14 protein-coding genes are annotated in these 16,084 nt (G+C 42.2%); 7 read left to right on the forward strand and 7 right to left on the reverse strand.

Going from position 1 to position 16,084, the window contains the following annotated elements; translation table 11 throughout:
* Window positions 1-27 precede the first annotated feature (27 nt).
* Both glpK and LQ983_RS00400 read right to left on the reverse strand, forming a co-directional pair.
* Window positions 28-1,527: a glycerol kinase GlpK gene (glpK, locus tag LQ983_RS00395; RefSeq protein WP_230621236.1), complete on the reverse strand. Its 1,500-nt coding sequence runs from the start codon at window positions 1,525-1,527 to the stop codon at window positions 28-30.
* Window positions 1,528-1,561: 34 nt separating this feature from the next.
* Complete coding sequence (locus LQ983_RS00400) at window positions 1,562-2,356, reverse strand: MIP/aquaporin family protein (RefSeq protein ID WP_109127923.1); 795 nt, start codon at window positions 2,354-2,356, stop codon at window positions 1,562-1,564.
* 318 nt (window positions 2,357-2,674) lie between these two features.
* Between LQ983_RS00400 and LQ983_RS00405 the strand changes: the two genes are divergently transcribed.
* On the forward strand, window positions 2,675-4,264 hold the full coding sequence (locus LQ983_RS00405; RefSeq protein WP_230621237.1) for a glycerol-3-phosphate dehydrogenase/oxidase: 1,590 nt from the start codon (window positions 2,675-2,677) through the stop codon (window positions 4,262-4,264).
* Window positions 4,265-4,522: 258 nt separating this feature from the next.
* A complete protein-coding gene (locus tag LQ983_RS00410; RefSeq protein ID WP_230621238.1) occupies window positions 4,523-5,860 on the forward strand; it encodes an NAD(P)/FAD-dependent oxidoreductase in 1,338 nt (445 codons plus the stop codon).
* A gap of 90 nt (window positions 5,861-5,950) precedes the next feature.
* On the opposite strand, the gene LQ983_RS00415 is transcribed toward LQ983_RS00410, so the two are convergent.
* Window positions 5,951-6,541: an FMN-dependent NADH-azoreductase gene (locus tag LQ983_RS00415; protein ID WP_230621239.1), complete on the reverse strand. Its 591-nt coding sequence runs from the start codon at window positions 6,539-6,541 to the stop codon at window positions 5,951-5,953.
* A 199-nt stretch (window positions 6,542-6,740) separates the two neighbouring features.
* Here LQ983_RS00415 and sohB point away from each other — a divergent pair, with 199 nt between their 5' ends.
* Window positions 6,741-7,799 (forward strand): protease SohB, encoded by a 1,059-nt coding sequence (gene sohB / locus LQ983_RS00420; RefSeq protein WP_230621240.1) that lies wholly within the window; start codon window positions 6,741-6,743, stop codon window positions 7,797-7,799.
* 58 nt (window positions 7,800-7,857) lie between these two features.
* On the opposite strand, the gene LQ983_RS00425 is transcribed toward sohB, so the two are convergent.
* Window positions 7,858-8,733, reverse strand: coding sequence for a fructosamine kinase family protein (locus tag LQ983_RS00425; protein ID WP_230621241.1), 876 nt, complete (start codon window positions 8,731-8,733; stop codon window positions 7,858-7,860).
* 239 nt (window positions 8,734-8,972) lie between these two features.
* Between LQ983_RS00425 and thrS the strand changes: the two genes are divergently transcribed.
* From thrS to rplT, 4 genes are all read left to right on the forward strand, one after another.
* A complete protein-coding gene (gene thrS / locus LQ983_RS00430; RefSeq protein WP_230621242.1) occupies window positions 8,973-10,904 on the forward strand; it encodes a threonine--tRNA ligase in 1,932 nt (643 codons plus the stop codon).
* Between the two features lie 303 nt (window positions 10,905-11,207).
* Window positions 11,208-11,750: a translation initiation factor IF-3 gene (gene infC, locus LQ983_RS00435; protein ID WP_230622581.1), complete on the forward strand. Its 543-nt coding sequence runs from the start codon at window positions 11,208-11,210 to the stop codon at window positions 11,748-11,750.
* Between the two features lie 208 nt (window positions 11,751-11,958).
* Window positions 11,959-12,156, forward strand: a complete 198-nt coding sequence (gene rpmI / locus LQ983_RS00440; RefSeq protein ID WP_005542274.1) for a 50S ribosomal protein L35 — start codon at window positions 11,959-11,961, stop codon at window positions 12,154-12,156.
* Window positions 12,157-12,211: 55 nt separating this feature from the next.
* Entirely contained in the window at window positions 12,212-12,565 is a 354-nt protein-coding gene (gene rplT / locus LQ983_RS00445; RefSeq protein WP_005596075.1) for a 50S ribosomal protein L20, read from the forward strand.
* Window positions 12,566-12,955: 390 nt separating this feature from the next.
* Here rplT and dxs read toward each other — a convergent pair whose 3' ends face one another.
* The 3 genes from dxs to xseB form a co-directional block, all read right to left on the reverse strand.
* Window positions 12,956-14,812: a 1-deoxy-D-xylulose-5-phosphate synthase gene (gene dxs / locus LQ983_RS00450; RefSeq protein WP_230621243.1), complete on the reverse strand. Its 1,857-nt coding sequence runs from the start codon at window positions 14,810-14,812 to the stop codon at window positions 12,956-12,958.
* An 83-nt stretch (window positions 14,813-14,895) separates the two neighbouring features.
* Entirely contained in the window at window positions 14,896-15,786 is an 891-nt protein-coding gene (ispA, locus tag LQ983_RS00455) for a (2E,6E)-farnesyl diphosphate synthase (protein ID WP_230621244.1), read from the reverse strand.
* Window positions 15,787-15,796: 10 nt separating this feature from the next.
* Window positions 15,797-16,042, reverse strand: coding sequence for an exodeoxyribonuclease VII small subunit (xseB, locus tag LQ983_RS00460; protein WP_021615675.1), 246 nt, complete (start codon window positions 16,040-16,042; stop codon window positions 15,797-15,799).
* Window positions 16,043-16,084: the final 42 nt, after the last annotated feature.

Raw genomic sequence — 16,084 nt, forward strand, 5'->3', positions numbered from 1 at the left:
ATAAAAAATGTAGGAAGGTTAATTTTTTTATTCCTCTTCCCACGCCAATGCACGCTGAACCGCTTTCTTCCAGCCTTGATAAAGTGCGGTGCGTTTTTCCGGCGTTTCTTTCGGTTCAAATGTCCGTTCGACAATAGCTTTGCCACGCAATTCTTCCAAGTCTTTCCAGAACCCTACGGCAAGCCCAGCCAAATAGGCGGCACCGAGCGCGGTAACTTCACGCACTTTTGGACGCTCAACCTTCACATCTAAAATATCCGCTTGGAACTGCATCAAGAAATTATTGGCAACCGCGCCACCGTCCACGCGTAAAGCCGCTAATTTCTCGCCACTGTCCGATTGCATCGCATCTAATACTTCACGGGTTTGGTAGGCGATGGCTTCTAGCGTGGCGCGGACGATATGGTTACGGTTGGCACCACGGGATAAGCCGACAATCGCACCGCGTGCGTACGGATCCCAATATGGCGCACCTAAACCGGTAAAGGCAGGAACGACATAAACGCCATTGGTATCTTTCACTTTGGTCGCGAAATATTCGGAGTCGGCACTGTCGTGAATTAAACGCAATTCGTCACGTAACCATTGGATTGATGCGCCACCCATAAAAATAGAACCTTCTAAGGCATAACAAGGTTCACCTTTGGCATTACATGCGATGGTGGTGAGCAATCCGTTTTTAGATTCGACCGCTCTTTCTCCGGTATTCATGAGCATAAAGCAACCGGTACCGTAAGTGTTTTTCGCCATACCGGGTTCCACACATAAATGACCGTAAAGCGCGGCTTGTTGGTCACCGGCAATACCCGCTACCGGAATCCGCACACCGCCTTTACCCCCGATGTTGGTTTGACCGTATACTTCAGAAGAATTGCATACTTTCGGCAACATGGCTTTTGGAATATCCAACAACTCAAGCATTTTGTCATCCCATTGCTTGGTGTGGATATTAAACAGCATAGTACGAGATGCGTTGGTATAGTCGGTCACATGAGCTCGACCTTGGGTGAGTTTCCAAACTAACCAAGTATCCACGGTACCAAACAACAATTCACCTTTTTTCGCCCGTTCTCTGGCGCCTTCAACATGATCCAAAATCCATTTGATTTTTGTTCCGGAAAAGTAAGGGTCAACCACGAGTCCGGTGGTTTTACGAATGTAGCTTTCGTGCCCGTCAGCTTTTAATTGGGTACAAATATCAGCAGTACGGCGACATTGCCAAACAATCGCGTTATAAATCGGTTTGCCCGTTTCTTTTTCCCAGACAATCGTGGTTTCGCGCTGGTTGGTAATTCCGATAGCAGCAATTTTATCGGAGGTAATACCCGCTTTAGCAACGACTTCGTTTAATGTGGAACTTTGGCTTGCCCAGATTTCCATCGGATTATGTTCAACCCAGCCTGCTTGCGGATAAATTTGGGTAAATTCACGCTGAGCCACTTCGACGATATTGGCGTTTTTATCTAATAAAACCGCACGGGAACTTGTGGTGCCTTGGTCGAGAGCAATAATGTATTCTTGAGTCATGAGTTTCTCCTTATATAGAAATAAAGCGGGTTAATTAGGATTCGCCACAGTTGCACGGTAAATGTTTACCGATAAAACGTTGGTATCCCCAAGCACCAAGCAAACCACCGACAATGGGTGCAATTAAAGGGACGAGGAAATAAGGAATGGCTAAACCACCGGTGAGCGCAATGTCGCCCCAGCCGGCAAAATAGGCAAATAATTTCGGACCAAAGTCACGTGCCGGGTTCATGGCAAAGCCGGTTAATGGACCGGTAGCTCCACCGATGACGGCAATAAGTAAACCAATCAATAGGGGAGCCATAGGACCTTTGGGTACGCCGTTGCCATCATCGGTTAAGGCTAAGATTAAGCCCATTAAAATGGCGGTAATCACTGTTTCCACTAAAAATGCTTTGTAGAATGTGATGTGTGGATGCGGATAGGTTGAGAATACATTGGCAACACCAACGGTTTCTCCGCGAACGATATTTTGTGCGGCTTCCGTTGCAGCAAAAAGATCTTGATAAAGCAAGTAAATCAACGCGGCGGCAACAAAGGCACCAGCCATTTGCGCAATGATGTAAGGAATCACTTTTTTGCCGTCAAAGCAAGCAAATTTCCATAAAGCAATGGTTACCGCCGGATTTAAGTGTGCTCCCGATACGCCGGCAGTACAGTATACCGCCATAGCGACCCCGATCCCCCAAACAATGGATATTTCCCAAAGTCCGAAGGCTGCACCCGCTAGTTTTGCTGCTGCGACACAACCGCAACCAAAGAAAATCAGAAGACCTGTACCTAAAAACTCCGCAATACAAGCACCTTTAAGTGTGTGATTTGTAGCCATAAGCTCTCCTTAATAAGAAGGAATTGATAAGAAGCATTTCGTTTTAAAACAGAATGCGGCGTCAAATTAATGAATAAATTTTCGCCAAGCAAACAAAAATAGTTTAATTTGTGAGCAGGATCACAGAATATTTAATCGTTTAAGCAAACGTTTGCGTAAATTTTAGAATTTTTGAGCGTTAATCGTGATCATGATCACAAATTTAGAAATTTATATTTTCTTTTGTTTCCTTTGCTTTCGTTTAATGTGATAAAATGAGCATAAACGAACATTTCGTATTAAAAGTAAACAATTCGATATCAATCTTCGAGGTGAAAAATGCAAAGAAATACGCAGCTTGAAAACGTAAAAAATACAGCGCAATGGGATTTTATTGTTGTTGGTGGCGGTGCCAGTGGTTTAGGTATTGCTTTAGACGCAGCATCACGTGGTTATAAAACATTGTTATTGGAAGGCTATGACTTTGCAAAAGGTACTTCAAGCCGTAGTACTAAATTAGTACATGGTGGTGTGCGTTATTTGGCTGCAGGTGATGTCGCTTTAGTAAAAGAGGCTTTACGTGAACGTGGTCGTTTAGCAAAAAATGCCTCCCACTTATTTAAAAACCAAAATTTCATCATTCCTAACTACAATTTTATTGATAGCGTGAAGTACCGCATCGGTTTAGGTTTATACGATTATTTATCCGGTAATTTAAGTTTAGGTAAAACCATTGCCATCAGTAAAAACACCACAATGCAACGTTTGCCAACCTTAAACGGCGCGGATTTGAAAAACGGCGTAGTGTATAAAGACGGTCAGTTTGATGACTCCCGTTTAGCGGTGAATATTGCACAAACTGTTGTGGAACAAGGCGGTACCGTGTTGAATTATGCAAAAGTAACCGAATTGCTTAAAGATCAACAAGGCAAAGTCAACGGCGTTAAATTTACGGATGAATTAAGTGGCGAACAATACTGCGTACAAGGTATAGCGGTGATTAATGCTACCGGTGTGTTCATGAATGATATTTTATCCATGGATCACGGCACTGATAAAAAATTCGTTGTGCCAAGCCAAGGCGTGCATTTGGTATTGGATAAATCCTTCTTACCAAGTGATGACGCATTGATGATTCCAAAAACCTCTGATGGTCGTGTATTGTTTGCGGTGCCATGGCATGAAAGATTAGTGGTTGGTACAACGGATACATTGGTTAAAGAACCGTCTTATGAGCCGATTGCTTTAGAGCAAGAAATTCAATTTATTTTAGATACTGCCGGTCAATATTTAACGAAAAAACCAACACGCGATGATGTATTAAGTATTTTCGCCGGTCTTCGTCCGTTAGCCGCGCCGGAAAAAGCCGGTCAAAGCACCAAAGAAGTGTCTCGTAGCCATAAAGTTGTGGTTAGCGACAGTGGCTTGGTGACGATCACCGGTGGTAAATGGACGACTTATCGTCAAATGTCTGAAGACACTGTAGATGAAGCATTAAACGTACATCCGCAATTAGCGAAAAAACCATGTGTTACAACGAATTTGGCAATTCATGGTAAAATTCCGGCAGAACAAGTAGATTTGAAAAATCACTTGTATATTTACGGTGCTGACATTCCGGCAATTAAAGCATTGGAAGCTGAACATCCGGAAATGGCGGAAAAAATTCATCCGCGTCATCCAAATACTGTTGCTGAAGTGGTTTGGGCGGTGCGTGAAGAAATGGCACAATCCGTTGAAGATGTTCTTGCACGTCGTGTTCGTTTGTTGTTCCTTGATGCGCGTGCAGCCATTGACAGTGCAGCCAAAGTGGCAAGCGTCATGGCAAAAGAATTGGGTAAAGATGAACAATGGCAAAAAGAACAAGTAGAAGCGTTCTTAAGCATTGCGAAACATTACTTGCTCGTGGATTACGCGCCACAAAACTAATTTTCATTTTTTTCCTGAAGTTAAGATAAAAGGCAACATCATGTTGCCTTTTTCTTTTTTACTATTGCATGACGGAATATCGAAAGGAAAGTGCGGTGAAAAATAATGTTATTTTTTACCGCACTTTTGTTTTCATTTACCTAACAGGAATGGGGTATTTTCTGACTTTTCTAAATCGCCTCTAAGAAAAATGGCAAAACCGGTGTTAAAATATTGTTAATTAATTTTTACTTTTCATTTTTTAGTTTAGAGGTATTTATGAAAAATATCGTCATTGTCGGTGGTGGTGCCGGAGGGTTGGAACTTGCCACTCACTTAGGCAATAAGCTGGGACGAAAAAAACGTGCTAATGTCACTTTAATTGATCGCAATCAAACCCATTTATGGAAACCCTTATTGCATGAATTGGCGACCGGTGCATTAGATGATGGGGTCGAGGCATTAAGTTATCGCGCCCATGCCCACAATCATTATTTCAACTTTGAGCAAGGTTCCATGGTTGGCTTAAATCGTCAACATAAATATGTGGAACTGGCGCCGGTTTATGGCGACGACGGCGACATGATCGTGGTTTCCCGCCGCATTCCTTATGATTATTTAGTGATTGCCATTGGCAGCAAATCTAATGATTTCAACACAAAGGGTGTTGAAGAAAATTGCATCTTTTTAGATAGTCCTGCACAAGCCATGCGCTTTCAACAAAAAATGTTGGCGCTTTTCCTGAAATTTCGTGAAAACCAAGTATTGGACGATATTGGTGAGACGGAAAGTAAACAGGAGTTAGTGCAAGATGGCCACATTCATATTGCGATTGTGGGGGCCGGGGCAACGGGCGTGGAGCTTTCTGCAGAGCTGTATAATGCTGCAGAGCACTTGTCTTCTTATGGTTATGGGCAAATTGATAGTAGCCGTTTAAACGTGACTTTAGTCGAAGCCGGATCCCGCATATTACCGGCATTGCCTGAACGCATTTCCAATGATGCCACGGAAGAGCTCCGTAAATTGGGCGTGGATGTCAAAACCAATACGATGATTGTTGAAGCTAACAAAAACCGGTTGGTGACAAAAGACGGACAACATATTCCTGCGGATTTAATCGTATGGTCGGCAGGCATTCGCACTTCGGGTATTACGAAACGTTTTGACGGATTGGAAATCAACCGAATTAACCAATTAGTGGTGAAGAAAACCTTGCAAACCACAAATGACGACACGATTTTTGCCATGGGTGATTGTTGTTTCTTTATGCAAGAGGATGGCAAACCGGTGCCGCCAAAAGCCCAAGCTGCGCACCAAATGGCAAGTCGTTGTGCGAAAAATATCATTGCGTTATTTGATAATAAACCATTGAAAGATTTTAAATATAACGACAAAGGCTCATTAGTGTCTTTATCTGAATTTACCGCATTTGGCGCGTTAGGCGGCAAGATTACCGGCGGTTCTTCCATGACCATTGAAGGTAAAATCGCACAATGGATGTATGTTTCTCTTTATCGTATGCATCAAGCGGCATTACATGGTTGCTTTAAAACCGGTTTAATTATTGTGGTAGGGCATTTGAATCGTTACTTACGCCCGTCATTAAAACTGCATTAAGAAAAATGCGGAAAAAAATAACCGTACTTTTCTTTATATTTTGTCCACAAAAAAAGCACCTTCATGGTGCTTTTTTGTTTTTAGGCGTTATTAAAGGGTGGTTGCCAGTTTATCAATTTCTGCTTTGGCTTGCGCTTGCGCTTTTTCGACCGCTTCCGGACCAAATCCAATGCCTTCCACATAAACGAATTGCACATCGGTAATACCGACAAAGCCTAAGATAGCTTTCATATATGACGTCACCAAATCTGTTGGTTGATTTTGATGAAAACCGCCAAATGATGCTAATACCACGGCTTTTTTGCCTTTTAATAAACCTTCCGGCCCTTTTTCTGAATATTGGAAAGTGACACGTGGACGTGCAATAAAATCAAAATAGCTTTTTAGTTGCGTCGGAATATGAAAGTTATACATGGGAGCGTTAATAATCAAGGTGTCTGCCTTTTTAATTTCCGCCACTAATTCATCAGATAACGCCAATAATGCATTTTCTTCAGTACTTGTTGGTTGACCGCGCAATGCTGTTGCAGCCGTTGCATCAAAATGCGGTAGTGGATTTGCGGCAAGATCACGGATAACCACATTTTTGTCGGCAAGTTTACTGACGAAATAATCGGATAATTGGTTGGTTTGTGAATTGTCTGCCAGAATGCTGGATTTTAAGACGAGAACATTATTCATGTTAGCTCCTTTTTGAAATCATGAAATGAAAAGTGCGGTCATTTTAACGGGTATTTAAGAAAGATAAATAGGGCTTTTTGAAAAGCATTATTAATGCTGGGTTAATAATCCTTTATTTTTCAGCTGGCCGCGAAGGTGGCATTGAGATAAGCGATACTTTATAATCCTCGACCTTATTTATTCTTACTAAGGAACAATTATGTGGTCTGATATTTTTGTCGGTTATGGCGTGTTTATTTTAGAAGTGATCACCTTGTTATTGGTGGTTGCGGCAGTGGTTGCCATGATCATTGCTATGAAACAAAAAAAAGCGCATTTACACGGTGAATTGGTGATTACCGATTTATCAAAAGAATTTGAGGAAAACAGCAAAATATTGAGTAACTTTCACCTCAGCGAAGATGAATTAAAAGAAGCGGAAAAAGCAGAGAAAAAGGCAGAAAAGGCGAAAGCAAAAGCCTTAAAAGCACAACGTAAAAATGGTCAAGATACGGAATCCGAACGTAAACCAAGCCTTTATGTATTGCATTTTAAAGGCGATATTTCTGCTTCAGAAACGGCGGCATTGCGGGAAGAAATCAGCGCGATTGTTCAGGTGGCGAAGCCAAATGATGAAGTGTTGCTTTGCTTGGAAAGCCCCGGTGGTGTGGTACATGGTTATGGGTTAGCCGCATCGCAATTAATGCGTTTAAAACAGCACAACATCAAGTTGACGGTTGCCGTGGATAAAGTCGCGGCAAGCGGTGGCTATATGATGGCTTGTGTTGCCGATAAAATTGTATCTGCGCCTTTTGCGATTATTGGCTCTATCGGTGTTGTTGCTCAGATCCCCAATATTCATCGTTTATTGAAAAAACATGATGTGGACGTAGATGTAATGACGGCAGGCGAATACAAACGTACCGTGACCATGTTGGGTGAAAATACCGAAAAAGGAAAACAAAAATTCCAACAGGAATTAGAAGAAACCCACCAATTATTCAAACAATTTGTTTCACAAAATCGACCGCACTTGGATGTAGAACAAGTGGCAACCGGTGAGCACTGGTTTGGTCAACAGGCACTACATTTGAATTTAGTGGATGAGATTATGACCAGCGATGATTTATTACTACAAGTGATGAAAGAAAAACAGCTTGTTGGCGTGAAATATGTGGTGAAAAAATCGTTGTTGCAGAAAGTGGGTAAGCAAGCAGAGGAGAGCGCCGATAATATTGCGTTACGTTGGTTAAAGAAAAATGAAAGAACGCTGATGTAAGGTTGCGTCATACAAACAATAAGAAAGGGCATTGCGCCCTTTCTTTTTTGTGTCGTCTTTAACGATTTTCGTAACGTTGTAACACATCATGTACAACCTTATTGGCAAGCGCCACATAGTTGCCGTGGAAACGGCTACTGAAGTTAAGCAGATGATAAAGCTGATAAATGACTTTCCGCTCTTGATAACCTTCATCTAACGGGAAAGTGCGGTTGTAATTTTCATAGAATTCTTGTGGAAACGGCTCGAATAATTCGGTAAAGGCCAAATCACATTCCCGATCGCCCCAATAGCATGCCGGATCATAAGTCACGGTGTGACCGTCAATGTTGGCGCAGTTTTCAATCCACAAATTGCCGTGTAAAAGCGATGGTTTAGGCTGATGTTTTGTCAATAATGTAGCAACGGCTTTTATGATTTCTTCTTTATCACCGAAATACAGATTCTTTTCCGCACAGAGCTGTAATTGCCAACCAATGCGTTGTTCACTGAAGAATTTTGCCCAACGGGAACCCCATTCATTCGGTTGATATTGCGGCCCTAGCCAAGTATCAAAAGATAAACCGTAATTTTCCGAACCTTGATATTGGTGTAAGCGAGCCAATTGCTCACCAAATTCCGCCATATTTTGTGGCGTATTCGGTTGCATTGCTAATCCTTCTAACAACAGAAAACTGTGATTTTGCGAGCAACCGACGCCATAGACTTCCGGTACACGAACGGTATTGGTTTTTGCCAGCATGATTAACTGATCCGCTTCGGCACGGAACATGGAACGGTAGGACTTTTCATTCATTTTTACAAAGACGGGTTGGATGCCGTCATCAATGATCCAAGATTCATGCATTTCGCCGGTATGAATTTTGGTTTTATTTTTGATGGAATAATACGCCCCGAATTGATCAGCTAAAACTTGAGAAATCGACTTCCACATACTCTGTTCCTTCTTTTCAGTTAATCATGTTTCTAGTGTAAAAGATTAAGAAAAAATTACTGTGACTCAAGTCAAAATTTAGGCATTTGGTTGTCCTCCTAAAATATGCTAGAATTGCGCGCCGCACTTGGCTTGTCCGTTTGTAAGGATGATAAAAGTGCGGTGCTTTTTTAAAACGTTTTTTAATTAAATGAAACAAGCCACCTCGCGTATGGGTGACCACTGTATAAGGATGCATTATGCCAGTTATTACTTTACCTGACGGTTCACAACGTCAATTCGATAAACCTGTTACCGTATTAGAAGTTGCGCAAAATATTGGCGCAGGCCTTGCCAAAGCGACCATTGCCGGTCGTGTCAACGGCGAACGTAAAGATGCCTGTGATCTGATTACCGAAGATAGCACATTAGAAATTATTACTGCCAAAGACGAAGATGGTTTGGAAATTATTCGTCACTCCACAGCGCACTTACTCGGTCATGCGATTAAACAATTATTCCCGGATGTCAAAATGGCCATCGGGCCGACGATCGACAACGGTTTCTATTATGACGTGGATTTAGACCGCTCTTTAACCCAAGAAGATATTGATGCCCTTGAAAAACGCATGTTGGAATTGGCCAAAACCGATTACGACGTGATTAAAACGCCGGTCAGTTGGCAAGAAGCAAGAGATACTTTTGAAAAACGTGGCGAGCCGTACAAAATGGCGATCCTAGATGAAAACATCGAACGTACTGCAACCCCTGCGCTTTATCATCACCAAGAATATATTGATATGTGTCGTGGTCCGCATGTGCCGAATATGCGTTTCTGCCATCATTTTAAATTACAAAAAGTGGCTGGAGCATACTGGCGTGGCGACAGCAAAAACAAAATGTTGCAACGTATTTACGGTACGGCGTGGGCAGATAAAAAACAACTGGATGCCTATTTGCAACGCCTAGAAGAAGCAGCAAAACGTGACCACCGTAAAATCGGTAAAGCGTTAGATTTATATCATATGCAAGAAGAAGCGCCGGGCATGGTGTTCTGGCACAACGATGGTTGGACGATTTTCCGTGAATTGGAAACCTTCGTACGCACCAAATTAAAACAATACGATTATCAAGAAGTGAAAGGTCCGTTCATGATGGATCGCGTGTTGTGGGAAAAAACCGGTCACTGGCAAAACTACGGCGATTTGATGTTTACTACACAATCGGAAAACCGTGAATATGCCATCAAACCGATGAACTGTCCGGGACACGTTCAAATCTTTAACCAAGGGTTAAAATCTTATCGGGATTTACCAATTCGTATGGCGGAATTCGGTTCTTGCCACCGTAATGAGCCTTCCGGTTCTTTACACGGTTTAATGCGTGTACGCGGTTTCACTCAGGACGACGCCCATATTTTCTGTACCGAAGATCAAATTGAAAGCGAAGTAACGAGCTGTATTCGCATGGTTTACGATATTTACAGTACCTTTGGCTTTACCAATATCTTCGTTAAACTTTCAACCCGTCCGGAAAAACGTATTGGTGCCGATGAGATGTGGGATCGCGCAGAGCAAGGTTTAGCCAACGCGTTAAAACACAATGGTCTTGAATATGAAATTCAAGAGGGCGAAGGCGCGTTCTACGGTCCGAAAATTGAGTTTGCCTTACGCGACTGCTTAGATCGTGAATGGCAGTGCGGTACTATCCAATTAGACTTTGCGCTACCGGGCCGTTTAAATGCCTCTTATGTGGCGGAAGACAATGATCGCCGTACACCGGTAATGATTCACCGTGCGATTTTAGGTTCTATTGAACGTTTCATCGGTATCATTACCGAAGAATACGCAGGTTTCTTCCCTGCATGGTTGGCGCCAACGCAAGCGGTTGTGATGAACATCACCGATTCTCAATCCGAGTATGTACAACAGGTTGCGAAACAGTTATCTGATGCAGGTTTACGCGTGAAAACCGATTTACGTAACGAAAAAGTCGGTTTCAAAATCCGCGAACACACCTTACGCCGCGTGCCTTATATGTTGGTTTGTGGTGATAAAGAAATCGAAACCGGCAAAGTGGCGGTACGTACCCGTAAAGGTCAAGATCTCGGTACATTCACTGTGGAAGAATTCTTAGACATTCTGAAAAAACAAGTGAGAAATCGCGACTTGAAATTGTTGGGTGAAGAGTAGTTATCCATATAGAAGTATAAAAGTGCGGTCAAAAATGACCGCACTTTTTATTTGTTAAACAGTGAATGTTTCTAGCTAATATGAACCTAAGATGTAGCAGGTTTAGTTTTAATGAAATTAATCCTGTGTGCATACAAATAAAAGGCGGAATTACTACGTTTTCCGCTATTGCGTAACGTGGTGAAATTCTGTAAAATGCACCCCGTTTTTGCTCATTCTTAGAGCATTAAAAATGAATTTAACTTCTGTTTTTGTATAGTAAAACAGCAGTTTTGAGGCTTAATTAATAAGAGGAATATCATTATTAAAACCGTAAAAAAAGCACCTGCAGTAAATCGCCCTAATCGCATTAATGACGAAATTAGAGTAAAAGAAGTCCGCTTGATTGATCAGGACGGCGAGCAAGTTGGGGTTATTGCGATTCAACAAGCATTAGAAATGGCGGAAGCCGCAGCTTTAGATCTTGTAGAAATCAGTCCAAATGCGGAACCACCTGTGTGTCGCATTATGAACTACGGTAAATTCCTCTACGAAAAGAGCAAAACAGCGAAAGAACAGAAGAAAAAACAAAAAGTGGTGCAAGTGAAGGAAATTAAATTCCGTCCAGGCACAGATGAAGGTGACTACCAAGTTAAGTTACGTAGCCTAATCCGCTTTTTGGAAGAAGGCGATAAAGCCAAGATTACTGTACGTTTCCGCGGCCGTGAAATGGCTCACCAAGATATCGGTTTTGATGTATTGGAGCGTGTGAAAAATGATTTAGCCGATATTTCTGTGGTTGAATCTGCGCCGGGGAAATTAGAAGGTCGCCAAGCAGTTATGGTGTTGGCACCTAAGAAAAAATAATTTTTGATTCAGATTTCATCTGAATCACGGAATTTTCACTTCGGTGAAGATACAACGGTACATTGGGCACACTACGCAGCCTAATGACGTTTGAAAAGGGCAATTTTAAATTGCCTTGATTGGAAATAATCAGTGCCTACAAGTAATCGCCTTAAAACGATTCGCCTGATTATATTGTTTAAACTTAAAAATGCGGAGTTATTTAACAATGCCTAAAATTAAAACAGTACGCGGTGCTGCTAAGCGTTTCAAAAAAACTGCTTCCGGTGGTTTCAAGCGTAAACAATCTCACTTACGTCATATTTTGACTAAGAAAACAACAAAACGTAAACGTCACCTACGCCATAAATCCATGGTTGCTAAGTCCGACTTAGTATTAGTAGTAGCGTGCTTGCCATACGCATAAGCACAAACGTACGTCAGTTCATTTTAGTTAAAAATATTACATAGGAGATTAAATAATGGCTCGTGTAAAACGTGGTGTTATTGCAAGAGCACGCCATAAGAAAGTTCTTAAGGCTGCTAAAGGTTATTATGGTGCACGTTCACGCGTGTATCGCGTTGCTTTCCAAGCGGTGATCAAAGCTGGTCAATACGCATATCGTGACCGCCGTCAACGTAAACGTCAATTCCGTCAATTATGGATTGCACGTATCAACGCAGCGGCTCGTCAAAATGGTTTATCTTACAGCAAATTCATCAACGGTTTGAAAAAAGCGTCTGTTGAAATCGACCGTAAGATCCTTGCCGATATCGCAGTATTCGACAAAGTCGCATTTGCTGCATTAGTTGAAAAAGCAAAATCTGCACTTTAATTCATTAAAGTTTAGGTAAAAAATTAGGACGCTTTAGGGCGTCCTTTTTTATGCGTATTTTTTAGATTTTATTGTTTTTGGCGTAATAGAAATAGAATCAGATTTTAATTCACTCTTTTAAAACGCGCCTAAAATAGACCGCACTTTTTCCTTTTTCTCCAAAAAAGAAAAAACCGCTATCCTATTTCTGAATAGCGGGGAGGTCTTAAATATAAGAAAACGTTAAAAGACAACTGCATTTGCAGTGCACTAGCAATTGTTAAGACTAGGTATCTTTAAAATAGTTCAAATAAAAAAGAAAAATTTATTTTATTTTTTAGAAAATGGGATGAATCGCAAAAAGAAAAACGACAGATGCTAAATCACCTGTCGTTTTTTATGGTGGTAGGATTATTTCTCAGCAAGAAAATCCACGATTTGTTGTTCAATCCCAGCGGCGTCTAATTTTAAATCAGTGAGCGTTTCTGCTTGCGATCCTTGAGGGATAAAGAAATCCGGTAAACCTAATTGCAATAATTTCACTTGGTGTTGTTGCTGATTCAATACTTCAGCCACTGCACTTCCGGCGCCGCCTTGAATCGCATTTTCTTCTAATGTCACAATAAGTTCATGGCTGTTGGCAATCTCGTTAATACGGGTGACATCCAACGGTTTTACAAAACGCATATCAATGACGGTTGCATCTAGTTTTTCCGCGGCAATCAAGGCATTTGGTAAAAGCGTACCAAAATTTAAAATGGCTATTTTTTTACCTTCACGAACACGCTTTGATTTACCCAATTCCAATGGTTGTAAAGGTTCTAAGGTAACGCCCATGGCATTTCCGCGTGGATAACGCACGGCGGCAGGCTTACCGTAATGGTAACCGGTATAAAGCATTTGGCGGCATTCATTTTCATCGCTTGGTGTCATGATGATAAGGTTTGGAATACAGCGCATGAAACTGATATCAAATGCACCTTGGTGAGTTTGACCATCGGCGCCGACAATGCCAGCACGGTCAATGGCTAAGAGAACCGGCAGATCTTGAATGGCGACATCATGAATGAGCTGATCATAAGCGCGTTGCAAGAAAGTTGAATAAATAGCAACCACAGGCTTGTATCCACCAATCGCCAAACCGGCTGCAAATGTCACTGCGTGTTGTTCAGCAATCGCCACATCAAAATACTGTTGAGGGAAACGTTGAGAAAATTCCACCATGCCGGAACCTTCACGCATTGCCGGGGTGATCCCGATAAGTTTTGGATCTCGTTCTGCCATTTCACACAACCAATCGCCGAAAATTTTGGAATAGGTTGGGGTGGCATTCGATTTAGGTAACTGACCGCTTAAATGGTCGAATTTTGGCACGCCATGAAAACCGATAGGATCTTTTTCTGCCGGTGTATAGCCTTTGCCTTTCTTGGTTTTTATGTGGAGTAATTGAGGGCCTTTTAGATCGCGCATATTGCTTAATGTCGCGATTAATTCATCAATATTGTGTCCATCGATAGGGCCAATATAGTTGAAACCCAATTCTTCAAATAAGGTACTTTCCGGTGAGAACATCACTCCTTTCATGTGTTCTTCGGTTTTTTTCATAAAGTTTTTCACCGTTGGCACTTTATCGAGAATTTTTTTGCTACCGTCGCGCACGGTAGAGTAGAACGAACCGGAGAAAATTCGGGCAAGATGGTTGTTTAACGCGCCGACATTTTCTGAAATAGACATTTCGTTATCATTTAAAATCACCAACATATTGGTGTGTAACGCGCCGGCATGATTTAATGCCTCAAATGCCATACCTGCCGTAATGGCGCCGTCACCGATGACACAAACCGTTTGTCTTCCGGCATTTTCTCGTTCTGCGGCAATGGCAATGCCTAATCCTGCACTGATCGAGGTGGAAGAGTGTCCTACGCTTAACACGTCAAATTCGCTTTCACCACGCCAAGGGAAGGGATGTAACCCGCCTTTTTGTCGAATAGTCGACATTTGGTCACGACGACCGGTTAAGATTTTATGAGGATAGGCTTGATGACCAACATCCCAAATTAACTGATCGAAAGGCGTTTTAAAGACATAATGCAGTGCAACGGTAAGTTCCACCGTGCCTAAACCGGACGCTAAATGTCCGCTACTTTGACTCACCGATTCCAACAAATATTCGCGTAGCTCTCGACACACTTGAGGGAGTTGTTCTTTGTTTAACAAGCGTAAATCTTCAGGCGAATTAATCAATGATAAAAGGGGGTAGTTTTGCATAAGGGTTAATCAATTCCAACGTTAAAATTTATCTATCACTACGTTTAAAACAGCGCTAATTTCCACCGCACTTTGGGGGCGCATTAGCTTTTTCGTTTAATGATAAATTCCGCCAACGCATAAAGTGCGGTGGTATCAAAAGGTAAATCTTTGAGTTCGGCCAATGCCATTTCATAAAGTTCTTGGGCTTTTTGTTTGGCACCTTCCAGCCCCAATAATTTCGGATAAGTGCTTTTATCTGCCGTCAAGTCGGAGCCGACTGTTTTGCCGATGGTTTCGCTGTCACCTTCAATGTCTAAAATATCATCTTGTACTTGGAAGGCGAGACCAATTGCCGTGGCGTAGCGTTCCAGCTGTTGTGCTAAAGCCTTGTCTGCAAAATGAGGCGAGCAAATAAAGCCCATCGTGAGCGCTGCAGTGAGCAAGGCACCGGTTTTATTTAAATGGATGTGTTCTAATTCTTGCAGGCTGATGACTTTTTGTTCAGCCATTAAATCTAAACTTTGTCCCAAGCACATGCCTTTGACACCGGAGGCGGCACTTAAGGTTTTAATGAGTGCCAGCTTTTGTTCCGCCGATAGCGTTGGAATATCCGTTAAAATCTCAAAGGCAAAGGCTTGCAATGCATCACCGGCTAAAATCGCGGTGGCTTCGTCAAACGCAATGTGGCAAGTTTTATGACCGCGACGCAATTCATCGTCGTCCATGGCAGGCAAATCATCATGAATCAATGAATAAGCATGAATGGCTTCAATGGCAGCAGCAGCGTAATCGAGCTGGGCATCGTTGGCACCGAGCATTCTGCCAGTGGCATAAACTAAAAATGGGCGAATGCGTTTTCCGCCCAATAATAAGCCATATTTCATGGCGTCAGCTAAAGGTGCCGGCGAGCTATCAAGGTGGGCAAATTGCTCTGCTAAAAAGTGATTAATTCGCTGCTGAACTTGCTGTAAATCTTCTGAGAACTGATACATTGCCGCCCCGTTATTCTTCCGCTTGATAATCGCTGAGTTTGGCACTTTCGTTTTTTTGTAACAAAATTTGGATGTGCTGTTCCGCTTGCTGTAAGCGTTCTTGACCTAACTGAGCCAGCTTGATGCCTTGTTCAAAATCTTTTAATGCCTCTTCAAGAGAAAGGTCGTTATTTTCCAAACGGGAGACGATTTCTTCCAGTTGTTTTAAGGTATTTTCAAAATCCGGTTCGTTTTTTTCAGCCGGTTTGCGCGCCATGCTCTTATCCTTTTTTGCAGCAAAATAGAATTGCCGTATTGT

The sequence above is a fragment of the Aggregatibacter sp. Marseille-P9115 genome, from assembly GCF_920939465.1.
GTDB lineage: Bacteria > Pseudomonadota > Gammaproteobacteria > Enterobacterales > Pasteurellaceae > Aggregatibacter > Aggregatibacter segnis_B.